The 26023-nt window shown below is 64.8% G+C and carries 33 protein-coding genes; 22 read left to right on the top strand and 11 right to left on the bottom strand.

Annotated features, from left to right (window positions below; genetic code table 11):
• The first annotated feature begins 190 nt into the window (after nt 1–190).
• Entirely contained in the window at nt 191–901 is a 711-nt protein-coding gene (locus P9A17_RS25635) for a helix-turn-helix transcriptional regulator (RefSeq protein ID WP_278041570.1), read from the top strand.
• 113 nt (nt 902–1014) lie between these two features.
• On the opposite strand, the gene P9A17_RS25630 is transcribed toward P9A17_RS25635, so the two are convergent.
• A complete protein-coding gene (locus P9A17_RS25630) occupies nt 1015–2130 on the bottom strand; it encodes a tyrosine-type recombinase/integrase (RefSeq protein WP_347403857.1) in 1116 nt (371 codons plus the stop codon).
• Nucleotides 2114–2371: a hypothetical protein gene (locus P9A17_RS25625; RefSeq protein ID WP_278041569.1), complete on the bottom strand. Its 258-nt coding sequence runs from the start codon at nt 2369–2371 to the stop codon at nt 2114–2116. Before P9A17_RS25625 ends, P9A17_RS25630 begins: the two co-directional genes overlap by 17 nt.
• A gap of 47 nt (nt 2372–2418) precedes the next feature.
• Between P9A17_RS25625 and P9A17_RS25620 the strand changes: the two genes are divergently transcribed.
• The 4 genes from P9A17_RS25620 (at nt 2419) to P9A17_RS25605 (ending at nt 5286) form a co-directional block, all read left to right on the top strand.
• The gene (locus P9A17_RS25620) at nt 2419–2772 is read left to right on the top strand and encodes a hypothetical protein (protein ID WP_278041568.1); all 354 of its coding nucleotides are present in this window, start codon (nt 2419–2421) and stop codon (nt 2770–2772) included.
• Between the two features lie 109 nt (nt 2773–2881).
• Entirely contained in the window at nt 2882–3589 is a 708-nt protein-coding gene (locus P9A17_RS25615; RefSeq protein ID WP_278041567.1) for a DUF4352 domain-containing protein, read from the top strand.
• Entirely contained in the window at nt 3589–4269 is a 681-nt protein-coding gene (locus P9A17_RS25610; protein ID WP_278041566.1) for a DUF732 domain-containing protein, read from the top strand. Before P9A17_RS25615 ends, P9A17_RS25610 begins: the two co-directional genes overlap by 1 nt.
• A 156-nt stretch (nt 4270–4425) precedes the next feature.
• On the top strand, nt 4426–5286 hold the full coding sequence (locus P9A17_RS25605; protein WP_278041565.1) for a hypothetical protein: 861 nt from the start codon (nt 4426–4428) through the stop codon (nt 5284–5286).
• Between the two features lie 60 nt (nt 5287–5346).
• Here P9A17_RS25605 and P9A17_RS25600 read toward each other — a convergent pair whose 3' ends face one another.
• A complete protein-coding gene (locus tag P9A17_RS25600) occupies nt 5347–5574 on the bottom strand; it encodes a hypothetical protein (protein WP_278041564.1) in 228 nt (75 codons plus the stop codon).
• Nucleotides 5575–5810: 236 nt separating this feature from the next.
• Between P9A17_RS25600 and P9A17_RS25595 the strand changes: the two genes are divergently transcribed.
• The 3 genes from P9A17_RS25595 to P9A17_RS25585 are packed head-to-tail and all read left to right on the top strand — an operon-like array spanning nt 5811 to nt 7345.
• Nucleotides 5811–6311 (top strand): hypothetical protein, encoded by a 501-nt coding sequence (locus P9A17_RS25595; RefSeq protein ID WP_278041563.1) that lies wholly within the window; start codon nt 5811–5813, stop codon nt 6309–6311.
• Nucleotides 6295–6906: a helix-turn-helix transcriptional regulator gene (locus P9A17_RS25590; RefSeq protein WP_278041562.1), complete on the top strand. Its 612-nt coding sequence runs from the start codon at nt 6295–6297 to the stop codon at nt 6904–6906. The genes P9A17_RS25595 and P9A17_RS25590 overlap by 17 nt, the downstream gene beginning before the upstream one ends.
• The gene (locus tag P9A17_RS25585) at nt 6899–7345 is read left to right on the top strand and encodes a hypothetical protein (protein ID WP_278041561.1); all 447 of its coding nucleotides are present in this window, start codon (nt 6899–6901) and stop codon (nt 7343–7345) included. The genes P9A17_RS25590 and P9A17_RS25585 overlap by 8 nt, the downstream gene beginning before the upstream one ends.
• 74 nt (nt 7346–7419) lie before the next feature.
• Here P9A17_RS25585 and P9A17_RS25580 read toward each other — a convergent pair whose 3' ends face one another.
• From P9A17_RS25580 to P9A17_RS25555, 6 genes are all read right to left on the bottom strand, one after another.
• Entirely contained in the window at nt 7420–7926 is a 507-nt protein-coding gene (locus P9A17_RS25580) for a hypothetical protein (protein WP_278041560.1), read from the bottom strand.
• Nucleotides 7927–8154: 228 nt separating this feature from the next.
• The gene (locus tag P9A17_RS25575; RefSeq protein WP_278041559.1) at nt 8155–8754 is read right to left on the bottom strand and encodes a hypothetical protein; all 600 of its coding nucleotides are present in this window, start codon (nt 8752–8754) and stop codon (nt 8155–8157) included.
• Nucleotides 8755–8758: 4 nt separating this feature from the next.
• Complete coding sequence (locus tag P9A17_RS25570; protein WP_278041558.1) at nt 8759–9217, bottom strand: hypothetical protein; 459 nt, start codon at nt 9215–9217, stop codon at nt 8759–8761.
• 85 nt (nt 9218–9302) lie between these two features.
• Complete coding sequence (locus P9A17_RS25565; protein WP_278041557.1) at nt 9303–9599, bottom strand: DNA-binding protein; 297 nt, start codon at nt 9597–9599, stop codon at nt 9303–9305.
• Nucleotides 9599–9931 carry a helix-turn-helix domain-containing protein gene (locus P9A17_RS25560; RefSeq protein WP_278041556.1) on the bottom strand — a complete coding sequence of 111 codons (333 nt, stop codon included), beginning with the start codon at nt 9929–9931 and terminating at the stop codon, nt 9599–9601. The genes P9A17_RS25565 and P9A17_RS25560 overlap by 1 nt, the downstream gene beginning before the upstream one ends.
• Before the next feature lie 115 nt (nt 9932–10046).
• Nucleotides 10047–10823 (bottom strand): hypothetical protein, encoded by a 777-nt coding sequence (locus P9A17_RS25555; protein WP_278041555.1) that lies wholly within the window; start codon nt 10821–10823, stop codon nt 10047–10049.
• 300 nt (nt 10824–11123) lie between these two features.
• On the opposite strand from P9A17_RS25555, the gene P9A17_RS25550 reads away from it, so the two are divergent.
• Nucleotides 11124–11321 (top strand): hypothetical protein, encoded by a 198-nt coding sequence (locus P9A17_RS25550; RefSeq protein ID WP_278041554.1) that lies wholly within the window; start codon nt 11124–11126, stop codon nt 11319–11321.
• A 128-nt stretch (nt 11322–11449) separates the two neighbouring features.
• Entirely contained in the window at nt 11450–11935 is a 486-nt protein-coding gene (locus P9A17_RS25545) for a hypothetical protein (protein ID WP_278041553.1), read from the top strand.
• Here the strand turns inward: P9A17_RS25545 and P9A17_RS25540 are convergent.
• Complete coding sequence (locus P9A17_RS25540; RefSeq protein WP_278041552.1) at nt 11913–12989, bottom strand: IS110 family transposase; 1077 nt, start codon at nt 12987–12989, stop codon at nt 11913–11915. The two genes, P9A17_RS25545 and P9A17_RS25540, sit on opposite strands and share 23 nt — an antisense overlap.
• Nucleotides 12990–13423: 434 nt before the next feature.
• Here P9A17_RS25540 and P9A17_RS25535 point away from each other — a divergent pair, with 434 nt between their 5' ends.
• The 8 genes from P9A17_RS25535 to P9A17_RS25500 all read left to right on the top strand — a co-directional run bounded on the left by P9A17_RS25535 (nt 13424) and on the right by P9A17_RS25500 (nt 19934).
• Entirely contained in the window at nt 13424–14500 is a 1077-nt protein-coding gene (locus P9A17_RS25535; RefSeq protein ID WP_278041551.1) for a C40 family peptidase, read from the top strand.
• A 57-nt stretch (nt 14501–14557) separates the two neighbouring features.
• Complete coding sequence (locus P9A17_RS25530; RefSeq protein WP_278041550.1) at nt 14558–14710, top strand: hypothetical protein; 153 nt, start codon at nt 14558–14560, stop codon at nt 14708–14710.
• A gap of 15 nt (nt 14711–14725) precedes the next feature.
• The gene (locus tag P9A17_RS25525; RefSeq protein WP_278041549.1) at nt 14726–16582 is read left to right on the top strand and encodes a DUF4226 domain-containing protein; all 1857 of its coding nucleotides are present in this window, start codon (nt 14726–14728) and stop codon (nt 16580–16582) included.
• Between the two features lie 24 nt (nt 16583–16606).
• Nucleotides 16607–16906: a type VII secretion target gene (locus tag P9A17_RS25520; RefSeq protein WP_278041548.1), complete on the top strand. Its 300-nt coding sequence runs from the start codon at nt 16607–16609 to the stop codon at nt 16904–16906.
• Entirely contained in the window at nt 16903–17211 is a 309-nt protein-coding gene (locus P9A17_RS25515; protein WP_278041547.1) for a DUF2694 family protein, read from the top strand. The genes P9A17_RS25520 and P9A17_RS25515 overlap by 4 nt, the downstream gene beginning before the upstream one ends.
• Nucleotides 17208–18842 carry a PPE domain-containing protein gene (locus tag P9A17_RS25510; RefSeq protein ID WP_278041546.1) on the top strand — a complete coding sequence of 545 codons (1635 nt, stop codon included), beginning with the start codon at nt 17208–17210 and terminating at the stop codon, nt 18840–18842. The genes P9A17_RS25515 and P9A17_RS25510 overlap by 4 nt, the downstream gene beginning before the upstream one ends.
• Nucleotides 18839–19171 carry a hypothetical protein gene (locus tag P9A17_RS25505; RefSeq protein ID WP_278041545.1) on the top strand — a complete coding sequence of 111 codons (333 nt, stop codon included), beginning with the start codon at nt 18839–18841 and terminating at the stop codon, nt 19169–19171. The genes P9A17_RS25510 and P9A17_RS25505 overlap by 4 nt, the downstream gene beginning before the upstream one ends.
• A 76-nt stretch (nt 19172–19247) precedes the next feature.
• Complete coding sequence (locus P9A17_RS25500; protein WP_278041544.1) at nt 19248–19934, top strand: GAF and ANTAR domain-containing protein; 687 nt, start codon at nt 19248–19250, stop codon at nt 19932–19934.
• Between the two features lie 374 nt (nt 19935–20308).
• On the opposite strand, the gene P9A17_RS25495 is transcribed toward P9A17_RS25500, so the two are convergent.
• Nucleotides 20309–20821 (bottom strand): hypothetical protein, encoded by a 513-nt coding sequence (locus P9A17_RS25495; RefSeq protein ID WP_278041543.1) that lies wholly within the window; start codon nt 20819–20821, stop codon nt 20309–20311.
• Nucleotides 20822–21488: 667 nt separating this feature from the next.
• On the opposite strand from P9A17_RS25495, the gene P9A17_RS25490 reads away from it, so the two are divergent.
• From P9A17_RS25490 to P9A17_RS25475, 4 genes are all read left to right on the top strand, one after another.
• Nucleotides 21489–21962, top strand: coding sequence for a hypothetical protein (locus P9A17_RS25490; protein ID WP_278041542.1), 474 nt, complete (start codon nt 21489–21491; stop codon nt 21960–21962).
• A 343-nt stretch (nt 21963–22305) separates the two neighbouring features.
• Nucleotides 22306–22896 (top strand): hypothetical protein, encoded by a 591-nt coding sequence (locus P9A17_RS25485; RefSeq protein ID WP_278041541.1) that lies wholly within the window; start codon nt 22306–22308, stop codon nt 22894–22896.
• A 20-nt stretch (nt 22897–22916) separates the two neighbouring features.
• Complete coding sequence (locus tag P9A17_RS25480; protein ID WP_278041540.1) at nt 22917–25409, top strand: chemotaxis protein; 2493 nt, start codon at nt 22917–22919, stop codon at nt 25407–25409.
• Nucleotides 25410–25413: 4 nt separating this feature from the next.
• Entirely contained in the window at nt 25414–25983 is a 570-nt protein-coding gene (locus P9A17_RS25475) for a hypothetical protein (RefSeq protein WP_278041539.1), read from the top strand.
• The last annotated feature ends 40 nt before the right edge of the window (nt 25984–26023 follow it).

Below are 26023 nucleotides of genomic sequence, written 5' to 3'. Positions count from 1 at the left end.
CTCACGGCGTCTGGTCACTGCTACCCCCAGAAGAATTCGGTGATGACCGAACGCTAGCGCCCTAACACTGGCAGTGCAAGTGTTAAAGCGGCTAATGAAACGACGATGCTAGTGTTTGTGCGACGGTAGCTAGGGTTAATGCGTTCACAAGTGCGTTCAGATTCTCTGGTCCCGCCGCTAGACTGAGCCGATGCCTGACGACGCGCCACTTCCGGGCGCCGTCAGGGCGGGAGAAGCGTTCGCCCAACGTCGCGACGAATTAGGAATAAGCCAGCGAGAACTCGCGCGTCGAGGCGTGCTGACGGCAAGTTCACTCATTGCTTTTGAGAAGGGTCGCAGCTGGCCGCGAGAACGCACCCGCACGGTGCTCGAGGAGATCGTCCAATGGCCCGCCGGAACACTAGCGGCGATATATAACGGCGCAGAAGCACCCGGTACTGCGCGTCGCACTCGCGTCGACGACACCGGGATGCCGTCCATCGTCGATGCCGTCGACGTCGCCATGCACACCATCGGCACGGCCATCGCCAACTTGCCTGATGCCGACCACCCCAAGTTCGCCGACTACGCCGAGGCAATCTTGAACGACTTGCACCGGCTGGAAACCCTGACCGCCCGCGCGGTCCGCACCAGTCATGGATCCACGGAAGCCATCACCGCCCTCGCCGCAGTACGGCGTCGCTACGACGATCTGATGCGCCGGGCCGCCGCAGGTACCGCAGCCACCCTCGGACAGCAGCTCTACGCTGCGCGCCGCCACGCCAACCTCACTCCCAGCGAGATCGGGGCCGCCCTTGGCGTTTCCGCCGACCTCGTCCTTGCCGTCGAACACGGGTCGCAGCCTTCAGACGATGTCCGCTCTCGCATCGAAGAGTTGATCGCTGCGCTGGGCCGCGGATAATGCTGCTATGTCGCCGCCTACCTGGGGAATCAGCGCATTTCATCGCGTATGCGCAGTTCAGAGGGTTCCGGCGAGGGCCTAGTGTTTCGGCGTGGCCACAGTTTGGCCACATTTCACAGTGAACGAGCGTGATCCCTAGCCTGCGAGCGTGCGCGATCCATGGCGGCCGCGACGGACTCAAGGTCGTCGTCGAAGAGATCCGCGTAGACGTCCAACGTCATCGCCGCCGACGCATGGCCGAGCATCCGCTGCACCGCCTTCACATTGGCGCCGGCCGACACGGCCAGGCTCGCGGCACTGTGACGCAAGTCGTGAGGGGTAATTCGCGGGACTCCTGCAGCCGAGACGGCCTTGTTGAACCACCCGGAGCTGGAGTGCGGCCGATGCAGGTGCCCACCATTCTCGTCGCTGAACAACAGCATGTCGCGGCCCTTACCTTCGCACTGCTTCGCAAGGTAGGGGACCAGAAACTTGGGCAACGGCACCGTACGACTCTTGTGAGATTTCGAAGTGCCAACATGGATCTGCCGGCCGACTTCGACTGCGTTTTCCCCGACGGTCGCTCTGTGGCGGAGCAGATCAAGATCCTTGACGCGCAGCCCGATAGCCTCGCCCCATCGCAGCCCCGTATACGCCAGCAGCAGGACTAACGCCTCGAATTCTCCGGACGCCTCTGCTACGGCGCCGACTTCGTCGTGCGTGAGGTACACCGGACGCTTACGATTCGGCTTCGGCAGGCTCATGCCCCGTGCGGGATTCTTTGCGAGCATGTTGTCGCGGACAGCGTCGTCGAGAATGCTCAGCAGCACGTGATGAGCGTGGATGATCACTGACGCTCCTGACCTCTTGGCGCCGCGAGTTCCCAGGCTCATGTCGGAGATCCATGACTGCACTCCGGTGGGCCGAATGTCACCATTGGTGTGCGGCCCCATCTCGGGCATACGCGGATTCGCCATGCAATATCGAACGCCCGAAACGACGCAGGCTTTACGTGGCCACGCTGGTTTTCCAGCCAGCGTGTACCGAGCTCCCCAACTTGTCAGGCGGGCGTTTGACGGCGATACGTACTCGCCCTTCAGCTTGGATACCTCTACCGACGCCGCGAAGATCTCTGCCTCGCGCTTCGTGCGGAAACCGCGCTTCTGGGTTTGACCCCGATCAGGAGTGCGATACCTAACACGATAAAGCGTTGCACCGGTGGCATTCTGATACTTACTGATCGTCGCCATCACTCAACGCCTCCACTAGCTCCTCTCGCATCTCGCGCGAGATGCGACCCTTCTTCTGCTGATTCGCCTCAGCTCCAGCCCGGCGATCGCGTTCCTGACTAAAGGTGCTCTGCCACAGCAGGTATGAGACATCGGCCAGTCGTGTGCGCTCAATGCCGAGCCGACGCGCTAACCGCTCTTCAGTCAGCCCAGAGGCGAGCAACACGCGCTGCGAAGGAGTTAGGGCGGCATCGCCAAACATGCGGCCTCACGCAGGACGAGCTGGCCAGGTATGCGCGCGATAACGGCTTGCGCTGGAATGCGGCCAAGGTGGGCAACTTTGAGGCCGGCCGCGCGATGACCGAGCCGAACCGGTGCGGTAGGCATGCCGACCTTGACCGCGAGACGAAGTACGCAGAGACGCAAGCATTGCGGACGATCATCGCGGCCTTGATCCTCGACATGGACAAGCAGCAAGAGATAGAGCGCGAGCTGGCCGGTTGTGAGGGGTGCTGCTACAACTGGATGCGATCGATCACTGGGCTGGCTATCGGCCTGCTTGAAGCGAGGTTCGGTGGCAAGCAGGGCGCGATCGCGTGGGCCGAGGGACAGCTCGACGCGATCTCCAATGCGCCAGACCTCTTCGGGCCGCAGGACGACTGACGGTCCAGTTAGATCTAGACACCGAGAATCCGGTCAGTATTCATTTCGCTGCATCTGGCAGTGAGTGTCACTGCAGCCCGCTACCATCACGGCGCATGGGGGAGTCATCGTGAGTGCGGCTGGCTGGTATCCAGATCCCAGTGGTAACGGCGGCCAGCGGTACTTCAACGGCACCGAATGGACCGAGTACCGACGGGCGCCAGGAGCTCCACCACCCAAGAAGTCGAACACCGGGAAGGTTCTGCTCTTCAGCCTGCTCGGTGTGGTGCTGTTCTTCGGCGGGTGTGGCACGTTGCTTGTCATTGGCAGCAGTGGTGATTCGAAGAAAGACCGTGAGATGTCTTCGTCGACGCCTTCGTCGTACGGAGTTCCGGCAGAAGTCGCGCCGACACAGGCCGCTCCAGTGATCACACCCGCAGGCTCGACGGCCCGTGACGGCAAGTTCGAATTCAAGATCCTTGGCGTCACGAGCGCCAAGACGGTGTCCGACCCGACGGGCAACCCGTACATGACGACCGATGCCCAGGGTGTGTTCGTCGTCGTCAAGCTTCAGATCACAAACATCGGTGACCGCCCGCAGAACTTCTTTGGCCAGAATCAGAAGCTCTTCGACACCGCCGGTCGCCAGTACGACCCCGACACCCGCGCGGACATGTACATGAACGTTGGCGAATCCATCATGGGCGACATCAACCCGGGCAACTCGATCACACGTGAGGTGGCGTTCGACGTGCCGCCGGACTCGCGTCTGACCTACCTCCAGCTGCACGACTCGATGCTGTCCGGTGGCGTGAAGATGGCTCTGCCGGCGAGCTAATGGGCGAGGGCAATCAGCAGTCCGCCGACGCTGCGACCGACGACGACACCCCCACCAACTACGCCCCCACCGAGCTCGCCGCGCCGGTCGACGACACCGAAGCCCACACCGCCTGGTCGCTGGAGGAGTACGTCGAACCCGAGCGCCGCACCTGGCCGATCGTCGCGCTGGCTGTCGCCGGTGCCGTCGTGGCCATCGCAATCGCGTCAGGGTTGGCCCTGCACCACGCACGTCAGCCGCAGCTCGGCGACGTCGCGATGGTGGCCCCGAGTGTCAAGGCCGAGAAGCCTGACGTGCCGGAAGTCGGGCCGTCGGGGTTCGAGATTCCGCCACCTCCCCCGCCGACGACGGTGACGGTGATACAGCCGATACCGACCCACGAGCCGATCGACAACACGCCATTGCGGCCACCAGTGTCGTCATTCTGGACGCCGAGTATGGACGCGGCGCTGCTCGCCAACCTGGAGGCGAAGGGCTGGACGCTGTACGACCCACCGCAGGCCATTGCCACGGCACGCAGGGCTTGCGCAACGATCGACGAGGAACAGTTGTCCTACAACGAGATGGTCGCACGCTTGTCGGTTGAGGCCGCCGCTGACGGTGTGGTGAATCCATGGAAGGCCGCCGACGACATGGTGAATGCGGCGATGTACTCATACGAGCCCTGCTGGCGGCGTTGATAATCGGGGCGAGCCGTCACCGCTGTACCGACCCCCGACACGCTCTCCAGTATCACGCAGCGGGGCGAGGGGTCTGCTCACTTAAATCGCTTCAGCACCTCGGCCTGAGCACGGCAGTATGGGGCGGCTGTGACTAGCGAGCCAGCTGTTGACGGGGTGCCGGTACCCGAAGAGCACATCGCCGAGTGGAAGGGCTTTGCACTCAACGCACGCACCAGCCAACTTGCTCTGCAGCGCAACATTGACCCTCTGCCCGGCAGTGCACTCGCTTTTGCAGATGCACACTATCCGTGGGAGAAGGTGTCGGCGTGGAGCCGCGACTATCTTTTAGCTGCAGCGGACTTTCTCGTCTCGTGGGCGGACCAGTTCGCGCCATATAAGTTCGAACCCGACGCGGTCAACACCATCGCATACCGGCCCTACCTCATGTTCGCTCGTTGCGGTTTGGAGGCTGCAGCACACGGATTGTGGCTTCTCGCAGCAGGGTCGGCAACAGACTGCGTGCGCAGGCACGTCCGGTTGATGCACCGGGATTTCGAGTATCACCGCAGCGCGTTGGAAGCGGGCAATCTCGACCAATCCATCATTCAGGGTCGCATTGATGACCTCGTCAATCGTTCGACCGCAACCGATTCAAGCTTGCGTCCAATGGACAGACCGCCCGGCTATGAGAAGCTGGTGCGCCTCGCCGCCGAGAACCTGGACCAGGACGTTGATCGCTGGGCTTACCTATGGAACGCCGCAAGTGGCGCCGCGCACGGCCAGAACTGGTTCGGGATAGAGGCATTCGAACTCATGTCGAAACAGGAGTACGAACCCGGGTACTTCAGGGTCAAGCGACTGCCCGATGTTGGCTTCATTACGGAGACACTCGATGCGGCCGTCACCACCCTGGCCGGCGGAACTCACCTCTGGCTGCGAAACGCTGGCGTGTCGGGCAGCGTTTGGGTTCAAGCCATGCGGGACGTGTTCTCCCGCATGCCCAAACGGTCGGACGGCCCACCTGCTGGTACCTGATGACGCGCTGCGGGAGAATGCTATTGACGGATGACCTGCGGTGGATTGCTCCTACGGACCCTAATCGCTGTCAGTTGATTGATCGGCGAGATTCTGCGCAGCATCCTTCGCGTCTTGAGCATCGGACTTTAGGTAGTCGCCGAGTTTGTCCGGTTCTCCGGTGAACAGGCTGTATAGGGTCAAAACCCACTGCCCGTCTGCCCTTCGCGACACTGTGTAACGGCGCTTGCCTCGCTCAGCGGTGGACACATTCTCGTCGGACTCACTCCATTTCAAAGGCACACCCATGGTGGTTATCTAACCCTGCGACTGCTGGGCGCGTCCTACGCACATCTACGCCAGGGTGGGACGTCTGAATGCTTGCGTTGCGTGGCCTAGACCGACTCGACGGCTCTAAGGTGGCGTCGGTGGGGTTCGAAAAGTGTGTCACGAATTTATGACGCAAATCACAAAGTGCTGGCGTAACGTTCGGGGTGGGTTTAGCGTTGACTAAATCAGGAGGGTCGCCGGAGCGGCGCCTCATCGTGAGGGGAGAGTTTCATGAGGTTCACTGCGCGGTCAGGGCCGATGATGGTTGCCCCGCTGGAGACTTCCTAGACGCCCTCAGGACGGGTATGTGGGAGCCCGACCCGGACGCCGATCAGTTGCCAGACGATGAGCAGATAAGCGACTGGCACTGGTTCTTGAATGCCTTAAGGCACTGGGCAACTACCGGGGAGCCCGTCTACGCCGGTGCCGTTAACGACTTAGATGACGGGATCTGGGAGTTCAAGAGGGCAAAGAAGCGCCTCAGCTTTTACGACACCGACGGCCGGGGTAACTACGATCCAAAGTTGCGTGCAAAGGACGTTGCTGACGTGGACCCACGCCTCGCTGGAAGCGCGTATTGGGATATCCCCTACTTTGACCCGGCTATCCGCCTAGGTCACGCGTTCCCAAAGGTAAGTCAAGCTACGCCCCGATACGACCTCGATGCCACGCAGCGTGTTCGAGAGGAGGATTTAGAACATGACCGGACCACATGAGCGAACACTCATCGAAGAAATTGAGGCGACCGACGCGGGAGCGCAAGGACTGGCCGCCGCTGACCTTGCCGGTCAGGCAAACCGGGTATTGCAAGCCGCTCTGGATGCTTCGGAACTCGATCAGAAGGACCTTGCAGCCAAACTCGGTGTCTCGCCAGGGCGCGTCTCGCAAGTAGTGAATAGTGACGGCAATCTTCGCATTGCTGCCTTTGCGCGCTACCTGCGCGCGCTCGGCTACGAAGCAACGATAACGGCGCGCCCTGTTGAAAGTGGACTACCTGAGCTGCAAACGCGCCGCGCTCCTCGTGGAACCATGCGACCTATTGGCGGCACCGTTGAACCCGGCGTGGAAGCCACGGCGAAATGCCGCCACGCGATTGAAGACGTCGCCCGTGTAATAGGGGTGTTTAGGTCCAGCGCTTTCAAGACGTTTGCTGAGATCAACTTCAGCACGGCCATGCCGCTAGCTTTTGTCTCCACTGAAATTTTTACGGGTGGGTTCCTGCATCACGTGGTCAAAGACCATGGGATAGAAGGGCCGTCGGGAGCCGCAGACCTTGACGCAGAGTACGCGGCGATCTGCAGAAATGCCTGAAGGAGAAAGCTCGCGACTCGTCGTCGATGTAGACGATCTGATGTCGCTTGTGAACCTAGCGGCAGTGAGGTTCAACGAAGTTTCTGCGCGGCGAACGGACGCCGAGGATGAGCCAGATACGTTCCGTCTTGAAGTTAGTTCAATGTTGTCGCAAGACGAGATTGTGGTGCGCTGCAAGGCTTCAGTCGCAGGGGCGGGGGGAGAATACGTTGCAGAAGCAGACGGCGTTTTCTCCCTATCGGACGAAGTCGATATTGCGGAAGCAGTGCTGTTGGACTTCATTCAGCGTGTGGGAATAATGGTTGTATATCCGTATTTGCGCATCGCAATCTCTGATGGCGCAGCAAGACTGGGGGTGAAGACGCCGGTGCTTCGCCTTCTGCGGCCCGGAGACGTTGCTCTTGGTCCGCCTGACGGCGAGTCCGCAACTCCGGGCTAAGTCCAAGTTCAGTCGAAGGCTATGAGGCTTCGGGGCTCGATTCGACCACAGAACATGCGGGCGGGCAGCGTGACTCAACAGACTCCGGTATCGCCTCTCCTCGTGACTTCGAGCGATACCGTGCCGCTTGCGGTTGGGGGCAAGTCCTGTGCCATCCAGAAGGTGCCGGCGGGGCCGTTGACCGAGGATGTAGTGAGATTTTCCAAGAAGCGGCTCGTATCGTCGGACACATAGAACACGTAGACGGTGTATCTCGATCGCACGGTATCTGGGGGACCCAGATGAACTCTTGCTTTCCAGCCCATCTCGCCCCACAGGTAGGGCTTCATAAAGAAAAAGTGGATTGGGTCGCGGTTATCTCGATGGGCGAGCCATAGCTGTTGCCCGTGTCGTCGGCCAGCGGTCCCCTCGAATAGCGCGCACCGGAACATGTCTCCCGCCGGTCGCGTGATCGCTATTGGAGTTCGCTCATTCCACTGTGCGCGCCCCATCTGCACGAGTTCGGGTACGCCGACCACGATGCCGATAATCGCGGAAATCCAACCGATGATTTTGAGGCCCAGCTTTGCTGCATTGCCCACCCTGACCCATCTGCTCGTGTACCCCCCCCGGACATCGGCGACTGGCTGTTAACCGTAAAGCACATGGGGGCGCCGCGGAGAGTAATTGACGGAAGCGACAGCAGTGCGCCCCGGCACCGCATCTCGACGGCCGGGCAGTGGGGGGGCATGCCTGGGGCAGATTGACGCTCTCCGATTTGAAATCGCGAAGAGTTCTCAGGCGAGGGCCGCTAGTGCAGCGGGCCAGCGCTATTCCTCCGACTGTTCCAATGCCGACCACGGATCAACGTGTCCAGGGAGTTGCAAATACCGCTGCGCTCGCGGTGATCGTGCCTCCAGTTCTCTTGTGCGCCGCACCGTTTCGGGTATTTCGCGCACGGGTAGCAGTCCGGGTGGGAGCAGCTCGGCGATACCCACCTCGTCGAGGCTGATCCGCATCCGCTTGCGGAACCAGCGCTGCGGATGAGTCGACCAGGTCACAATGACTGCCGCGTCGACCGTCTTGGCTGGATCTGAGCTCGCCCCTACCTCGACGTCGGCGCCCTCCCCGGCCTTGATGGCCGAGGCGGCATAGACCCAGTTGCCCGCCTCGGCGAATATTGCCGGGTCGCATTTCGACCCGAATATCTTGACGTCATACGCGTCTCCGTCGCCGACATTCAGCAGGGCCATCCGTGTTGCTCGTGTCGGGCCGTCGCCGACGCCGCTGGCCTCGCCGCGGTTGAGACTGAGGCGAGCTTCGAGGCGCAGCACGGGGCGGGGGCGGTCGAGCCAGCGGATCGCAAGGGTTACGATTGCGGAGACCACCGCGGCGGTGGGCGCGATCTTCGCGACTTCGAGCCAGTCCATATCCTCAGTTGATCGCTTCGGCCTCGTAGTCGACGCTCTGGTAAAGACGGTAGGGGCTGTCGAGGCTTTCCAGCGCGCCAGACCAGTGGCCCATGAGCGGACGGGCGAGACGCTCCCCGGTCTTTGCAAGCTCGACCTCGATCGCCTCAGTGATCTTGGTCAGCTCTGGTCGTGGATCGTCGGCGTTCACCCGAACGGTCATGACGCCCTGGCGGTAGCGGCTCGGCTGGCTAGCCACGAACGTGCGGATGCCATGCGGCCAGGACCACGAATAGTCGGTCTCTGCCTCCCACGCGGTGCCGATCGGGCCGACGGGGCAGCGGGTGGTCGCGAGGAGCTTGAAGATCTGTTCGTCGACCCTACTGGCGGCTGCGGCGGCGCGGACGGTGGCACGTTGTTCGTCGGAGAGGCGACTCCACCATTCGCGGGTGTGCTTCTCGAACGGGATGTGCTCGTCAGCCATGGCAAGCATTCTCCCATCGCCGCGCCGCCATCCCCGTCGAATCGCACACCTGCCCCTGTGCGCGCGGGCCGCAGAACGCGACAGGCTAGAGCAACCGCCGCACGCCGCGCGCGGACAGTCCCGACACCACCGCGTCACGCGAGTTGTCGACCGGCTGCTCGTCGTCGGCATCGGGTTCGGAATTGGTGTGCGCTTCGATCAGCGCCTCGACCTGGCGCTCGGTCATCCGCCACTCGTGGCCGACCTTGTAACCCGCGATCGCACCCTTGCGAAGCCGGCGCATGAGCCATAGTTCGGGGTCTTTCCACTCGGGCGGCAGCACCATCGCGGCCACTTCGGCGAGGGAGAACGTGGTGATGGGCAGGGGCCTGTCGCCACGCATCACGGAGTCACCTGCGTGTGCGAGTCGACGAACCGCTGAAGCTCGGCCGCGGCGACACGGCGATGCGCGCCGACCTGGACCCAGCTGAGATCACCATCGGCGAAAAGCCTATAGAGAGTCGTCTTGCTAATCTGCAGAACGTCGGCGGCCTCCTCGACCGTGAGGAGCAATTTCGGCTGTGGCAGAGTTGGATTCGGCGGCGTGACGGTGCTAGGCACGCGTTGCGCTCGCGATTGCGCGATCAACCTGAGCACCGAATCGACCGCCTCCCGCTCGCCGGGCAGCAGCTGCATCTGCTCCACCAACCCGCGCCATTTGTCCGGGATGTCCATCGTCTGTCTCCTACCTCAGTTATGAGCCCGCGCACCGGGAATCGGCAACAGCATCGTGTCCCGGCGCCCGGTCCTCGACGCCGGGACACGATGCTGGAGATTGATTTCGACGCGCTCAACTCATGTCGGGCGACTCGACTCGCATTAACTTGGTTGCGGCGACCAGCATGGTCGCAAGGCGTAGGGCCTCATCTGGCGTGAGTTCTAGGGAATGGTCAAGGTCGTTGTATGGCTGAGGGATTGGCCCGCTGAGCTTGATGCCGTCGAGATGGACCACCACATGGCCAGCTTCGTCGGGGCGCTGTCGAGCGTGCACTCCTATGCGCTGCATGTGTTGCTCGTCGTTCTCCTCGATCCTTTCCTCCAGAGACATTCCGAGGTATTCACACGGTGACCAGCAGGCTTGGTCGCGTCGCGCGTAGTAATCAGGATGACCGTCTCCGGTGTCGCACCAAGGTTGACACTCCACAACCGGCTGTCCTGCGTGTCCCGTCATGGCCACCTGGGCAGTGCTCACCGGCACCATCCAACGCTCCACCTCGTTTGCGGCCTGGAAGAGACTGGTGGCGATTTCACGAGCCTCCCCGGGTTTCAAGCCGGTATCCGTATAGACGTTGATCTGAATCTGAGGTGGATCAGACGGGCCCAGGTTGCCGTCGACCAGCTGAGTTGCCGACGTCTCCACCTCGGCCAGCCCAGTCGTGTGGCCGTCGTAGTGAGTGATGGTCTCGCCGACGGAACGGACTCGCCCGCGAATCAATCGATACCTCTGGTAGGGCGGGTCTTCATGAACCCATTCACTAATCCATTCGGCACCCACTGGCGGTTGGACGTCCGCGGGCGTTAGGGGGTTCGCGGCTCCGGCGAGAACGGTTGCGCTGCTTTCGTGCATGGAGGTACGCTCCTTTTGGTTTCGGTACTGAGCCCCTGGCAGGGGGCTTGTGGAGGCGGTTTCCTGGCAGGGAAGCCGCCTTCGATATTTCTCAGCCTCAAAATTGGCCCGATGAAATGCGTTGGGGCTCAAATGCTCCCAGTTGTGTTTTTCGCCCTAGCTTCCATCACCCCCCTCGACTCGTCAGCTCGACTGGTGCGCTCTAATTCCAGCGCGCTGTAACTCTGGACTGTAGCGCGCTGGAAATGTCATGTGAAGGAGAATGGCCTCCCGTGTCTTTGTGGCTAGACTCCGCTGCTTATGGACCACCTCGCGCTGATCAAGCGAGCAGCGAAGCAGCGCGAGTCTCGACGCGTCGCGTTCGATACGGCCGACACGGAGCTGCGCCGACTCATCCGTGAGGGATTCGACCAGGGGCTCTCTGGCGAGCAGCTGGCCGCAGCAGCGGGCCTATCGCTCTCCCGCGTCTACCAGATCCGCGACGGTCGACGAAACTGACGTGCGTGGCCACACTGTGGCCACAATTTGGCCATAGTTACAGGTAACTGGCGTGATGCGCCGTGATGTAAAACTGCAGGTGAACGCTCTAGTTGCACACTGATCAGCACTAGGGGGACACTGCTGCTATGTCGCCGCGAGACACCATCGAACGCGTCGTCGACGTGTTGCAGCGCGCCGACTCACTGTTCGCGTCCGCGGAAGCGCCCGCCGCCGCCACCCTGGACAAGGTCCAGCGGGCCGCAGAAGCCAGTCACGCCGCCGTCGGCCCGACCGGCGAGATGGCCGGATCCCTCGCCGACGCCCACCACGAAACGCTCGCGTCGGTCGCGCGGCGCCTCGACGAATGCGCGGCCAGCGATGCGCACCTCGTCGAGCAACTGGCCCGCGCCGCCGACAGCCATGCCCACAGCGCGGCCCAGGCGGGGGAGGTGGCGAGCCGCGCCGCGGAGAGCTGCGAAACCCTCGGCGAATGGTCGGAGATTCCGGCTGCCGAGATCGCGGCACTCATGGCGTTGCGGCGCGCAATGACCGAGATGCAGGCGTTGATGACGCAACAAGCCGGCGAATCCATGCGAACAGCTGAGAACCTCACGAACCTGAGCTACGAGTAGTCTGATCGTCGGCTGTTCTCTCCGCATGGGCTCGGAGGTCAGTTGTCATGCGGCTGAACACCACTCTGACGATGCGCCGCTTCAACCGTCGCATCGCCGAGTAATAGTTGTCGCCCATCTCCCGTCTCCTGCGGTAGTACCGCTGGCCGGGGCCCTCGCGCTGAATCTGCACGACAGCGATCCGATGCAAAGCCATATTCAGCTGCCGATTGCCAGATCGAGTCATACGCATGCGCCCCTCCGTGCTGCCCGACCAGTGCGGTAGGGGCGCAACACCCGCGTATCGCGCGAACGCGGCCTCATCTTTGAACCGGCGCGGCGAGCCGGTCTCGCCGACAATCTTGGCGGCCATCAACTCGCCACACCCCACCACGGTGAGCATATTCGGCAACGACTGTCGCGCGTCTTTGCTGATGCGCTTGCGCAGATCACCGATCTTCGTGGATAGCACAGCGACTTCTGACAATTCCTGGCGGGCAATCTCAGCAACGACTCCTGACTGCGTTGCCAGCCAACGGTCAAGTGGGTCGCGATGCACCTCGTAGTTGAGGGAACCCAGCGACGAACCGCGTTCAGGGTCCAGCTCGTGAATGCGCCAGATCACCCGGGTTATCGTCGCCGTGCGTTGGTGCACGAGGACGTCACGGCGATTGATCAGCAACCCGAAGGCGCGGCTAAGCGGGTCCTGAAAAGCTTCTGGCAGGTCGGGTTCGCGCAGCACTGCGCGTGCCACGGCGGTGGCGTCGATGGGATCTGATTTCCCCCGGGCCCGACCCGATGCTCGGACGCGGCCCATCGTATTGGCGGGCACTCGCACAACCACCTGACCCGCACCGAACAAATCCTCCTCCAGGCGCCGAGTGACGACGCGGACGTCCTCGACGCCAAATTTCAGATCGTCACCGAATGACATACGCGCCCAAGCCATCAGGTTCATGTGCCCGGCGGTGGTAGCCGCCACGGTCTTGACGGCGAGAACTCGTCCCATGCCGTCTACTGCGGCACACGTGTGGCTGGACTTATGGGCATCGATACCGATGACGATTGGGGGCATGGTTCACCGCACCTTAACTAGCTGGTTGAATGACGCTGATACACACCATTATCGACGGTGGGAGAGCGGGCCTCCGGCGCGAAATCGTCACATCGAGGCCCGATGAAGGCCCAAGCTGAGCCAGCGCGCGCGTACCCCGGCGCCGGCACGCATGGGTGTTAGCCAACGGTTAACGCGGCATCAAGGGGTTAAGCGCGGCGCCGGGTCGTGCGGACCGGAAAGAGCCCGGTCATTCGTCTCCGTCGACGTATCCGGCATCCAACGGGTTAGCCACCATGCGCGGCAAGAAGCCTACGAGCCAGGGCGTGGGAGACATCACGAGTCTAACCGTGCCTGGCGCAACTGCACCAAGGGTGGTGCCCTGCCGCGTTGTGACTGATCGATCGCAGGAAATTGTGCACAGAGGCCCTACTGCGCTATTCGATACTGAAGAGGTGTCACTTGGGACGATCGTGGCGGAAGCCGGAGATGTTCTCGGGCGCGGCCACGCCCTGTTCGGGACACCCGCGTCCTCCGGCGGCGCGTCCGCCGCGTCGGGGCTGGGCGGGGCACGCGACTTGGTCCGCGATGGCGTGGCTCGCGCCTCAGGGCTCTCCGGTGAATTCGCGCTCAGCTACGGGCAATTCGGTGGGCGGGCAGGTCTGAGCCTGGACACGCTGTCGGGAGTCGACGAGCGCCTCGGCAGTGGACTGCGCGAAGCCGCGGCGGCTGACCGGTCTGGGCACGGCCGCTCCGGCACCGTAATCACCGGTGCCACAGCCGATGTCACCGGGCTCGCTCCCTACACCGGTCATCCGGCGGGGGAGAAGGCCATGCTCACCGCGATGCGTGCGCGCATCGCCCAGCAACAGCAGGTAGTGCAGGCCTACAAACTACGCGACGCACGGATGGCGGCTCTGCTGCGCGCACTCGTGTACTCCGCCCGGGCCACCGGGGGCGGCGCCGGTGCGTTGAGCGGCAACGGTTTCGGCGGCTTGAGCGCGGGCGGCGGCGGAGGTTCGGGCTTCAGTCCAGCGTCCTTCGGTTCCGGATCGCCGACCCTGGAACCGCCGCCGTCCACAAGATCGGGCAGCGGTGGCGACGTGGTGCTCGCCGCCGGTGTCGACGGACGTGCCGGCGCGGTGCCTGCGGGCCCTGGCGGGGAGGCGGTCCAGGCGGCGCTGAGCAAGCAGGGCGTCGCCTATGTGTGGGGAGCCAAAGGTCCCAACAATTTTGACTGCTCCGGGCTGACGCAGTGGGCGTGGGCGCAAGCTGGGGTCCGCCTCGGCCCCGACACCTACACTCAGGTCGGTCAAGGGGTCGCGGTGCCGCCCGGCGAAGTCCGCGCCGGCGACCTCATCTTCCCGCGAGCCAGCTGGGACGACCGCGGCCCCGGACACGTGCAACTCGCGATCTCACCCACCCAAGTGGTGCACGCCCCGCAGACCGGCGACGTGGTGCGGGTTACCGCGATGCCGCCGAGTTACGTCGCCCGCCGACCCGTAGCAGTGGCTCAGGCCACCGAAAATTAGTGCACACGGCCAACTCTGGCAGGAAATACGCTCGAGGGAACACCTTGAGGGGGAGATATGGAGCCCACGTTGCAGCAGGAGACCAGCCAGGTCCTGGACATGCTCGACCGGGTTGCGCAGCTGTTCGGCGGGGATCGGCTGCCCGCCGACCCCCCGGCATTCGTCCCACCGGTGGGCCTGGAGGACGACCTCGGCCGCGGCTGGTTCTAGAGCGCAGCGACTGTCATGACCGAGCTGCGCCGCTTCGACGAGCACACCCGCTGGGACCCCGATCCCGGCGGGCTGCGCGCCGGAGGTGCCGGCTGGGCACCGCCCGGAGCGGACGAGTTCATCGACCGCGCCGACCCGTACTGGGGCGGCGTGCTGGACAAGGCGCGGGTCGCCTACGGCGACCCGAACATGCACTTCGACACCGACAGCGTCGGCGCCCCCCGCGCGCTGGTGTTCGGCGACGGCACACCCGTGCCGGCCGACGGGACGCTGGCCTACCGCAATTCGGGCTCCGACACCACCTACGTGCTCAACACCGACGGCACCGTGTCGGCGCTGGACCCCAACGGGATTGTGGGCCAGGCGGTTCCGCCCGCCGGATATCGGCGCGGCGACGACGGCCTGTATGCCCCGGTCGACGCCGAAGGCCAGCAGATCGCGCCACTCGTCGGCGCGACGCCGCCCGCGCCGCATGGCTATCACGACCACTTGGGCACGCTGACACCGAAGAACGCGCGCGGCGACTACTACGTCGACGACCCGGTCACCGGCGAACGCCGCTACTACACCGCAGGGGGAGACCCGATCACCGCCAACGACTTCAACGACACCGACCCCGCCCCGGCCCCGTCGGCGGAGCCTTTGCCGACCGAGGAACAGCAGTCCGGGCGCGCCGCCGACGCCGTGCGCCAGCTGCACGACGACATGGCTGCCCGCTACAGCGACCTCAGCAAGGCCGAAGGCGCGCTGTCGGAGGTGATGCTGCAGGCGCACGCCACCACCTCCGACGGCCAACAGCAGCTGCAGCAGATCCAGCAGAAGATCGTCGAAGCCATCAACAACCCGGCGCTTTCGATGGACACCCCGGCCGGGGAAGAGGCGTTCCTGAAGTTTCTGCGTGGGCAGGTCGCCGCCATTGGGGACGTGGTGTCGTCGGGCACGCTGACCGCCGACGACCAAGCCAAAGCCGTTGAGGCACTGTCGAATCTGTACGCGCTCGATCCCGGCGCCCCGGGCACGGGCGCGCCCACAGGCGATCCGCCCCCACCGATGCCTGCCGGGACGCCCGCCGCCGAGGCGGCCACACCTGTCACTCTCGGTCCGGCCGACGCGATGCCCGACCCGACGCTGGCCGATCTCGGACTCGGTGACCTCGGCGCCGGTGCAACCGGCGCAACAGATCCCATGGCCTCGCTAGCGTCGGCGCTGCCGGGCGCCCTGGGTGGCATGCCGCCCGGACTGGGCATGGGCATGGATCCGCTCGGACAGCTCGCGGGGGCGACCGCCCCGCTGGCAGGGCTGATCTCACAGCTCGGTGATACTGCCCGCCGTACCGAGGAACCCGAAAAGCTCGACGAGGCAGAGGAATCCGAGGATGCGGACAGCGAGGTAGAGGCACCGACAGCGGTGAGCACGCCGGAGCCCACGCCGGCACCACCCCCACCGCCGGTGCCGGAGGCGACCGATGCCGGTTCGGGGGCACCGCCGGCTGCTGACACCGGCCCGCCTCCGGCCCCGACAACGGTGGCGCTGCCCGACGGTTCGACGTCCAACGCCAAGACCGCTGACGTGGCGCGCGCCGTTACCTCTCATCTGTCGGGGACGCCGGTCGAGCAAGCGTTCCGCGACGCCGGCATCGAACTCCCACCGCCGGGCACCCCCGTCACCGACCCCATCGACCCATCGGCGCTGTCCTGCGGTGCCATCGGCATGTTCGCCGACCGCTACGTCGTCGCGCTGAGCTCGGTCAAAGCGCTGCAGGACGGCGAGGTGGTGCCGTTGTCGTCGGTGGCGTCCAGCCCGGATTTCCTGGGCTGGATGGATCCCTCCCGCATCATTGCCGCACCGGCGGTACCCAGCCGTGCGGGATAATCGCACCAAGCGAAGGAGCACACCATGACCGACCAGATCCGGGTTGAGGCCCAGGTACTGCGCACCGTCGCCGACCAGCACGACGAGGTCGCCGCGACCATCGGCGACGCCCAGCAGGCCAGCGCCGACATCCACGCCGCGGTGAGCACCTACGGCCCGATCATGCACCAGGTCAAAGCCGCGGTCGCCGACCTGCTCGCCCAACGCGACGCGGCTCTCAGCGAGCACGCCACCACCCATCGCAGCGCCGCCGACCTGCTGCGCCGCCAGGCGACCGCCTTCACCGACGTCGATGAGTCCAGCGCGGAGCGCCTCCGTCTGTGAGCGACCACGACGCCCTGCCGCTGAGCGAACAATCCTTCACCGCCGCCACTGCGGACGCGGCGGTGTTTGTTCGGGTGGCCGTGCGCGGCCACATCCTGGGTGTCCAGCTCGAGCCCGAAGCCATGACCCGGCCCGGCCACGAACTCGCCGAACGCATCATGGCCTGCGCCGACGTCGCCTACCTGCAAGGCCAGCTCGCGGTGCGCCGGCAGTGGGAACAGGCCGACCTCGCCACCGAAGCACTCGACGGCATGCCCACCGAGGCCGACCTCGCCGCCGCCCGGAACCGGTTGGCAGCGCTGTGAGCACCATCAACGTCGACCCTGCCGGTTTGATCCTGGTCGCGCAGCGGATCGCCGAAGCTCTCGCCAACGTCATCGGCGGCGACCCGGCGCATCCGCCGCTGGGCGCCGACCCGGCGTCCGCGGGCGGCGCGGTGCGCCTCTCGACGGGCGCCACGCTGCTCATCACGTCGGTGGCCGAGCAGTCGCTGTGTCTAGCGGCCACTGCGGCGCAGCTGACCAACGTCTCCGCCGGATTCGTTGTCCAGGACCTCTTCAACAAGACCGGGCTGCAGAAACTCGGCGTCCCCGACGTCGTCACCGTCACGGGCTGGGCCCCGCCCTCACCACCGCTGATGCCCGACGTGCGGCCCCCACTGACGCCGCCCGCCCCGCTGCCCGGCGAAGCACTGTCCGCCGCCGTGCATTCGGGCAGCCCGCACGTCGGCGACCAGTTCATCGGCGCCTGGATGCGAGTGGCCGCGACCCTCGACGAAGCCGCCGACACCGTGCGCTCGGCGTCGGCGTCGCTGCCCGACTCCTGGGACAGCGAGGTCTCCACCGATGTCGTGCGCGCCCATCTCACGAAGTACGCCGAAGCATTCGAGGCATCCTCTGAATGGGCCCGCGGCCTGGTGCAGCAGGCCGACCATCACAGCGCCAGCGCGGTGCAGGCCCGCGCCGACATCCCCACCCCCGAGGAATACGAGACGCTGCGCCGCCAGATCGAACAGGTCTCCGCCGCCAACATGGCCTCCGGCGGCATGTACGCCGTCCAGCTGGGCGAGCTGTACACGCGCAAAGCCGAGATGGACGCCAAAGCAGCACAGGGTTACGGCAGCTACCACACCGCCACCGAGGCGGGCACCGGCACCGCCGGCGGACCCGGTGCCGCACCCGGAATGCCCGGCGCACCAGGGGTTCCCGGCGACCCCACCGGCAAGGCCGGGGAACAGATGACACCCGAGAAGGCCGGCGAGATGGCCTCCAAATTGCCCGAGATGATGTCGCAGATGCTCGGCGCGATCGGCGGCGCCGTCGGCGGAATGTTCGGCTCCGTCGGCAAGATGCCCGAAATGGTGGGGCAGATGGCCGGTCAGCTCAGCCAGCAGCTCGGCGGAATGATGAAGTCCGGGCTGGAAGGAAACCAGGCCGAACGCGTGCGCGCGCTGAGCAAGGCGGGCGACCCCGGCGGGCTGGGCGCGGACGGGCTCGGCTCCGGTGGCGCCGGCGGCGGTGCGGGCACGCTGCCCGCCGGCGGCGGGGGAGCGGTGAACCTGCCGCCCTCGACCACACCCACGACCGGTCCGCCGCCCAACCTGCCGACAACCCCCGGCGGCGGTGCCCTGCCCCCACCCGCGGCGCCAGCGGGAGCGCCCGGCGGGATGGGCGGAATGCCGATGGCGCCCATGCACGGCATGGGCGGCGCCGGCGGGCAGGGCGGGGCCGGCCAGGAACCGCAACAGCGCGCCAAGAAAGTCGTCCAGACACCGGAGCCGCACACCGAATCGGTGACGGGCAAGGTCGCCGAGGACCGCATCGCACAATCGGCGACCGCCTCCGCACCCCGCAACGACCCGCCCGATGACGACGACCCGCCGCTCAAACCCGTGGTCCGCCGCATCACCATGCCCACCCGGGACGACGACAAGTGAGCGGCCCGTCCAGTTTTGACGACCTCGGCGACGCCGAGAAAGTGAAGTACTGCGAAGCCGAAATCGCCTCCACGCTGCAGCGCCTCGACGACATGATCGCCCGGCTCACCGCGCTGCGCACCGAGGTGGAAGACCCAGAAGGCCTGGTGCGCTTTACGTTAGGTGACGACGGACGGCTGGTGAGCCTCTTCATCGACGATGCGGTCCGCACCCGGCTGACCAACCTCAGCCTAGAGAAGAAGCTCAACGACCTCTTCGAAGCCGGGAACGAGGCAATGCAGCTGTCCCGCAAGCAGTTCTGGGACGAGACGTCCGAAGCGGGGGAATAGGGCGGACGTCGAGTACTGTCATTTTCGCAGGCCCGGACCTTGACGCGCTCATTTATAGAGACCCTAGAATTGAAGGATGGGTGGGCGCGAGCGCGAGCTGGCGCAGGTCCTGGGCGACCTGGCGCTAGAGATGCAGGGTCAAAGCGATACGGAGTCGACCCTGCAATCCATCGTGACAGGCGCCGTTGCGGTCGTGCCCGGCGTTCGTTGGGCAGGTATCTCGCTGATCGAGGGCCCTAAGGTCAAGCCGCGCGTCCCCAGCGATCCGATCGTGGCCAAACTCGACGCCATCCAGTCGGAACTCAACGAAGGACCGTGTCTGAGTGCGCTGCGCGAGCACCGGACGGTGCTTATCGACGATATGGCTGCCGAGACACGCTGGCCGCGCTACTGCGAGACCGCGATGGACATCGGAGCTCGTAGCCTGCTGTCTTTTCGGCTCTTCGTCCAGAATCGGAACCTTGGAGCCCTCAACCTGTATGCCTCCGAGGCCGGGGTGTTCGCCGACGAACCGATGCTGATCGGAGAGATCGTGGCCCAGCATGCCTCGGTGGCGCTGATCGGCGCGGCAGCCGAAGCCAGTTTTGACGCCGCCTTGAGCAGTCGCGATGTCATCGGCCAGGCCAAAGGAATCATCATGGAACGCTTCAGAGTCAACTCAACGGCAGCTTTCAGCCTCCTCACCCGGCTCTCCCAAGAGTCGAATACCAAGATTGTCGACATTGCGCGCGACCTCGTTGCGACGATAGACGGGGACGCCTGACCTCGACAGCAGCCGAATGGCGCACAACCTACCGACGACGACAATCTCTGTCGGACAGGGTTTCCGCAGGATGTGACCCGAAATCGCCCGCCTAGGACTGGGCACGTATCCGCAGGATTGCTGCGCGGCATGATCTGAATCAACGCCGCCCTTCGCGATCTGTGCGTACGCCGGAGAATGGACGAAGAGGCCCGGCAACGGGTGGGGGTGCGCCGGGCCCCTTCTCGCCCCGGCTGAGGTATCGGGGCTGCCTTTGACGTTAATGCACGCCAATCACGTTGAAGTGCAGAAGTTTTCCTGGATCAACCCTCGACGGCATCGCTGGTGGTGATCACGCGCACGGCGTGGTCATGATGGGTCACCAACAGCAGTGGTCAGGAATGCGTTGTCCACCAACGATATAAGTCACCCAGCGACGGATCAGCACCTTCGCCATAGGCGACGCTGACCAGATTCGAGGTCTCCGTCGTCCACGCCACGACATTCTGAGTACCGCGACTGGCGCAAACCAGTGTTCCCGCCACTGAGTTCGGATCTGCGTTACGCCGCCAGGGGCCTGGCGACTGGATGTTGCCGGGGCAGACCACCACATCGAGGTCTGCGATGAGCGAATCGAGCACCGCGTCAATATCTTTTGCCGCATCCACCAAGACGTAGGTCGCTGTGGTGGGACCTCCAGTGTCCCCATTGCGATCGCATTCCAGCGCGGCCAGCGCGCCGGCGGACGGGTCAGCCGGCCGACACGCGTCCTCGGTGTATCCCGTCGGCAGAAGGGCTTGAAGCCGTGTCTGGTCGGGGTTGTTCGGTGGCGCGGCAGCCGAAGTCTCGGGCGCGGCGTCTGAATCGGTGTCTGACGCCGACGGCCACCACAGCCACGCCGCGACCACCGCCAGGACGACAACCACAACACCCAGAGCTGCCAGACCGAGGTGCTGCGGCTTGCCGCGACGACGAGGCGAAGCTGTCGGAAGCGCTGATCTGAATTCCCAATCCTGCGACCCCGTCGCCGAACCGTGAGGAGCAGATTCGACGCCGCTGTCCCATCGCCCATAAGGGACAGCAGCTAGGGATCGGAACCGATCCGTATCGACATCGTCGTCGTCGCGACCATCAACCAAAGCCATTACCCCCGTGCGTGCCATACGCCAAACGCTCGAAAGCCTAGCGGGCGAGATACGGCGAATTTATAGGTGAGTCACGCCGAGGTCGACCACCCCGGCGCAAATCGGACTGATTCACGCGGATCCGCGTTGCGTCGCTGAATCGCCACTGACGGCTTCGCGTATGAAAGTTTCCTGGTGAGCGGGAGAGCTGTCGCGAAGCGCGAGCGGTGCTATCGATTTTGGTGCTGATTGCACCTTGGTCTGCCCTTACCTTGGAACTATGACTGCAGATGGAGGTCATCCCGCGCCGTACCCACCACAAGGCGGATCGGCCATGCCTCCGCAGGGTTGGCAGCCTCCACCATCGGGTTATGGTGCGCCGCCCCCGAATCCGCCGCAGGTAGGTAGGTCGAGAGCTCCGCGCTCGCTCTTCGGCATCCTCGGCATTTCGTTGGCGGTGTTTCTGTCGGCGGCTGCGCTTTTCGTTTCGCTGTCGCGTGGCGACGAGTCGGCGCCGGTGGCGCCCACCGCGCCACCGGAACCGGCGGCGAGCGCGTCCACCGCCTCTGAAGACAAGGCTTTGTGCGAAGCGATCGCGCCGTTGATGACCGAGAGCAATCGGGACGCCAATGCCTGGACAGAATTGGGGAAGCAAGGAACTCCGGCAAGCGATGCGGCGCTACCTGAGTTCATCACCAAGACTGAAGCGTGGGTGCCCCGTGCACAGCAGCTTCTGGACGACAGTCGGGACGCGGCTCCGGCTTTCCGGCGTGACTTGCAGCGCTACATAGACGACATACGTATCTACGCGACGAACGTAAAGCCGGGGCCCCCGAAGGTTTACGACGCAGCGGCTTGGTCGGACAGTCTCATGGCGTACTTCGCCGTAAAGTCAACCTGCGCTGATGTAGGAGTTTCCTGGTAGGCACCAGCTCTGTCAGGTTTCAGCAGCCTCGCCGGCCATCATCAAATGGTTGGCTGCTGACGTCCTCCGGTGCCTACATCGGACGGACGTCGCGCTATTCAATCTGCGGGGCAACTCGAAAGGTCCGAGGTCCCCGACGCAAGTGGCCGATCCCACGCGGATTCGTGGGCATCAATAGAGCGCTACGCGTTACGAAAATCCCTGGTGGAGGGCGAGCGTCGTCCGCAAGGCGCAGCCTGCCACCGATTTTGGTGCTGATTGCACCTTGGCCTGCCCTTACCCTGGAACTATGACTGCAGATGGAGGTCATCCCGCGCCATACCCACCAACAGGTCGATCAGCCATGCCTCCGCAGGGTTGGCAACCTCCATCACCGAGTCATGGCACGCCGCCCCCGTACCCGCAACAGGCAGGCAGGCCGAAAGCTCGGCCCCAGCTGTTCAGCATCATCGGCGTTTCGCTGGCGGTGCTTCTGTCGGCGGCTGCGCTCGTCGTTTCGTTGACCCGTGGCGACGAGTCGGCGCCGATGGCGCCCACCGCGCCACCGGAACCGACGGCGAGTGCGGATACCATAATTGAAGACAAGGCTCTGTGCGAAGAGATCGCCCCGCTGATGGCCGAAAGCAACAACGACGCGCGGGCATGGACTGGCCTCGGCGAGCAGGGAACGCCTGCCCGCGACGCCGGGCTGCCCGAATACGTATCAACTTCCGAAGCTTGGGTAACGCGCATTCAGGACGTTCTTGATGGAGGCCAAGACGCCGATCCCGCCCTTCGGCGGGATCTTCAGCGGTACATCGACGATATTCGCCTGTATGTGACCAGCATCCGACCGGGACCTAAGCAGGTCTACGACTCTGCCGCGTGGACCGACAGCCTCGTCGCATACGGCGGTGTCAAAGCCAGCTGCGACGAGCTGGGCATCAAATGGTAGCTGTCGGCACCAGCTCGGCAATGCCAACGCGGCCGTACTCTGCCGCGATCGTCGGCGGTTTGTGGCCACTCACGTCGGCCGATTCCTGGTCTGACGTCTCTGGCGCGCAACGAACCAAAGCGATCGCAGACGCCGACTCCGCAGCCGACATCCGCCGACGCGCCGACGGGCTGTACAACGAAAACGCCGGCAAGGCTATCGACGGCATGCACGGCATGTACATGCGGGACGCGATGGCCATCGGAGACCAAGCTGACATGTACCAAACGATGTCAGAGGTAGTCGACGAAGTGGCTCAGCTCGTTTACCACGCGCGCAGTCGCCTGGACGCCATCGATCTCGAGGCGAATCAGAAGATCGAAGAGTTGAAGCAATCGCTGGCGGCAGGCGGCCTCATGGCTAGTGCATCGGCGGGTCTTGCCGCTGGGCAAATCATGGCAATAATCGCCGAAGCGCGCGGGCGTGCTGAGGCCGTGAGCTCGAGCGTGGTCGCCGAAATTATGAGCCAGGGCAGGCGAATTGGAGTGCCGTCCGATTCAATGGGCGGTGTCCCCATTCAGCTCACTGGCTTCGGTGGTGGCGGTGGTGGCAACCCCAGGATGGGCGGTATGCCGCAGAGTTTTGGGCCGCTACAAGAATCGCCCGCCCTTGATCGCACTCTCGAGGTTGAACCCATCAGTAACGAGAGCCCGATCGATCGGCCGACGGATGATTCGATTGATCCCAGCGAAGTCGATCAGCCCTCCGACACAGGTTCCAACCAGGGGACGCTCGACGACTTGAGCAAGGACGTCAACTCACCCATCGACCGACCACTCGAAGGCGGCGCACCGAAACTCGCCGACGATCCGCGTCTTGGTGAAGCGACAAACCCGCTTGCCTCAGCCCCGAGCGGGATGTTCCCCGGCATGAGCAGTCCGTCATCTTCGGGTGCCGGCGGAATGGGGCTGTCGTCCGGAATGGGTGGCAGTGGCGGCTTTTCGTCCTCAGGCATTGGCGGAGGCGGTGGCCTGACATCCTCAGCACCGTCGACATCGTCAATGGGTAGCGCCGGTTTGGGCGGCCCGGCCAGCGGGCTCACTTCGTCCGCGGGTGCCGGCGTTGGGGGCGGCGGCGCCTCCGCCACACCTGCTGGCAATGACTTCGGCCGCGGACTGCAGGCCGGCCTGAACGCCAGCGCCAACAGCGGGGGAGGATCGTTCCTTCCGCCCCCGGCAGCGCCCCCGCCGCCAACACACAGTGCCTCGACCACTGGCGCACCCTCGACACAGGCCGCGGTCTCGCCTGCGATGGGCGGCGCGAATGTGGCTGCGCCGACGCCGATCTCGTCGTCTGGCGGGGCGCCGGTCGGCGGACCAATCGGGGCGCCGATGATGGCGCCGCCCGCGGGCGGGGCCGCTGCGGGCCCGCTTCCGCCCTTTACGTCGGACCTGCCCCGGAACTCGCCGCCGGTTGCCCCCGCGGCCGGCTCGGCGTCGCCCGTCGCTCCGGCCGCATCCCCGCCGCCAACTGCGGCGCCTGGCATGGCACCGTTGCCGCCCGGAGTGATCGCTTCCGGCGTCGGCGCGGCAGCTGCTGGAGCAGGTGCCGGGTTGCGATCAACGCTTCCGGATCCGTTGCTGGAGAGTGCATCTCGTCTGGTCTACGAGCTCATGCACGCGTCACGCCTGTATGCCGCTATCGACTGGTGCGTGGGCGTGTTCAAGACGCCGTCGGGCGTGCAGACCGTCGTGGTGAGCAGCGAGGGCGCAGGCTACATCCCGTCAGGGGTGTTCCTGCCCCGGTCGGCACGCACTCTGTTCTCAGATCCTTCGTTGAGTGACGCCTTCCGGGCGCGATGGTTCAGTTGGGTGAACCCTGCGATGACGATGCTGGGCTATGCCGCCGCGTGCGGCGAGCACGACCCCAACATCGAGCTGTATGCGGTCGCCGTCTCCACCGACCATGGCGGATCCGCGGTCCCCGCCCGCGACGCCGGAGTGCCGCACTACGAGGACTGCTCGTTGCGAGTTTCGCCGATCGCGGCTGATGCCGCGGCGCCAACGTTTGATGGCACCAGAATGCACCGTCTCGAAACGCTGGACCGCGCTGAATACGCACGACTGACCCGAAGTGGTGAACTGGCCCCGGATCGCAAGGAGGCATGGTCCATCACCGAGAACGCGGTGCGGGTCGCACTGTCGCGCGCGTCGAGCCTTCTCGGATTCTCCGTTCCGCCGGTCATCCGCCAGGTGGCCACCGCTTTGGGATCCGGTGAGGCGGCGCGGGACACGCAATGGAACGACCTCGAACTCGCCCGACTCAACGCCACGCTCGATAGCGCGAGCCAGCGGCCAGGTCGACTCGCCGACAATGTGCCAGCGACCCCGCACGCGCGCGCGTTCCACAACCTCGCCCGAGTCGCCGAGCTCCTCGCTCTCTGGCGCGGCGGAGACCGTCCACACGCTGAGATTGCTTACGTTGCAGCACAAATCACCACCGAAGCTCGCATCTGGCCCGTAGGAACGGAGTGACCGCATGTATGCACAAGGGGACAACGACAACATTCGGCAGCGCGCCGCTGACCTCACCGCGGCCGCGCAAGCCCAGGCAGCCTCCATCACTGAGGCAGCGAAGCCTGGTCCCATCCCGCCTGCTGCTGGCGGATCGCCGATTGACGGGGCCGCCGCGGTGATCGCCGGAACCGTCGCCTCGAAGGTGGCGGCCTCCGTGGCCGAGATCGCACCCCGCGCTCCCCGGGGGCTCGCTGCGACCGAGAGCGCCGTTCAGCAGATGGCTGTTACCGATGCCGAAGAGGCCGCCAAGATCAAGGCAGTTCCCGAATCGTTACAGGCCCAGCAGGCCGCCTCCGCCGCCGGGCGCGGCGGAGGTGTCCCGAATGCCGACCGCCCAATCAGTCCCGCTGGCGCTGGCGAGGTTCAAGCCGCCAACTTCAGTCCTGCTCCGCCGCCCGAGGGTCCGTGGGGACTCGACGACGACGAATGGGAACTCAACGAATGGGGCTCCCCGCAACCGATTTGGCCAGTCCAAGACCCCGGTGGCGCTGGTCCAGGCCCGAGTGTGGGTGGTGGTCTCGCGCCGATTTAGGCGGGGGGACGCAACAGCACAGGGCGACGAGCATTATTTA

The sequence above is a fragment of the Mycobacterium sp. 236(2023) genome, from assembly GCF_029623955.1.
Lineage (GTDB): Bacteria > Actinomycetota > Actinomycetes > Mycobacteriales > Mycobacteriaceae > Mycobacterium.
This window is presented reverse-complemented; position numbering and strand designations above follow the sequence as displayed.

Coding starts and splice junctions, on each gene's coding strand:
- P9A17_RS25530 (WP_278041550.1), top strand. CDS start 14,558: ATGGAGCCCACGTTGCAGCAGGAGACCAGCCAGGTCCTGGACATGCTC.
- P9A17_RS25500 (WP_278041544.1), top strand. CDS start 19,248: ATGGGTGGGCGCGAGCGCGAGCTGGCGCAGGTCCTGGGCGACCTGGCG.
- P9A17_RS25545 (WP_278041553.1), top strand. CDS start 11,450: ATGTCGCCGCGAGACACCATCGAACGCGTCGTCGACGTGTTGCAGCGC.
- P9A17_RS25565 (WP_278041557.1), bottom strand. CDS start 9,599: ATGCGTGGCGACAGGCCCCTGCCCATCACCACGTTCTCCCTCGCCGAA.
- P9A17_RS25635 (WP_278041570.1), top strand. CDS start 191: ATGCCTGACGACGCGCCACTTCCGGGCGCCGTCAGGGCGGGAGAAGCG.
- P9A17_RS25575 (WP_278041559.1), bottom strand. CDS start 8,754: ATGGACTGGCTCGAAGTCGCGAAGATCGCGCCCACCGCCGCGGTGGTC.
- P9A17_RS25480 (WP_278041540.1), top strand. CDS start 22,917: ATGCCAACGCGGCCGTACTCTGCCGCGATCGTCGGCGGTTTGTGGCCA.
- P9A17_RS25600 (WP_278041564.1), bottom strand. CDS start 5,574: ATGGGTGTGCCTTTGAAATGGAGTGAGTCCGACGAGAATGTGTCCACC.
- P9A17_RS25560 (WP_278041556.1), bottom strand. CDS start 9,931: ATGGACATCCCGGACAAATGGCGCGGGTTGGTGGAGCAGATGCAGCTG.
- P9A17_RS25570 (WP_278041558.1), bottom strand. CDS start 9,217: ATGGCTGACGAGCACATCCCGTTCGAGAAGCACACCCGCGAATGGTGG.
- P9A17_RS25475 (WP_278041539.1), top strand. CDS start 25,414: ATGTATGCACAAGGGGACAACGACAACATTCGGCAGCGCGCCGCTGAC.
- P9A17_RS25540 (WP_278041552.1), bottom strand. CDS start 12,989: ATGCCCCCAATCGTCATCGGTATCGATGCCCATAAGTCCAGCCACACG.
- P9A17_RS25610 (WP_278041566.1), top strand. CDS start 3,589: ATGGGCGAGGGCAATCAGCAGTCCGCCGACGCTGCGACCGACGACGAC.
- P9A17_RS25590 (WP_278041562.1), top strand. CDS start 6,295: ATGACCGGACCACATGAGCGAACACTCATCGAAGAAATTGAGGCGACC.
- P9A17_RS25555 (WP_278041555.1), bottom strand. CDS start 10,823: ATGCACGAAAGCAGCGCAACCGTTCTCGCCGGAGCCGCGAACCCCCTA.
- P9A17_RS25485 (WP_278041541.1), top strand. CDS start 22,306: ATGCCTCCGCAGGGTTGGCAACCTCCATCACCGAGTCATGGCACGCCG.
- P9A17_RS25625 (WP_278041569.1), bottom strand. CDS start 2,371: ATGTTTGGCGATGCCGCCCTAACTCCTTCGCAGCGCGTGTTGCTCGCC.
- P9A17_RS25550 (WP_278041554.1), top strand. CDS start 11,124: ATGGACCACCTCGCGCTGATCAAGCGAGCAGCGAAGCAGCGCGAGTCT.
- P9A17_RS25520 (WP_278041548.1), top strand. CDS start 16,607: ATGACCGACCAGATCCGGGTTGAGGCCCAGGTACTGCGCACCGTCGCC.
- P9A17_RS25630 (WP_347403857.1), bottom strand. CDS start 2,130: ATGGCGACGATCAGTAAGTATCAGAATGCCACCGGTGCAACGCTTTAT.
- P9A17_RS25585 (WP_278041561.1), top strand. CDS start 6,899: ATGCCTGAAGGAGAAAGCTCGCGACTCGTCGTCGATGTAGACGATCTG.
- P9A17_RS25525 (WP_278041549.1), top strand. CDS start 14,726: ATGACCGAGCTGCGCCGCTTCGACGAGCACACCCGCTGGGACCCCGAT.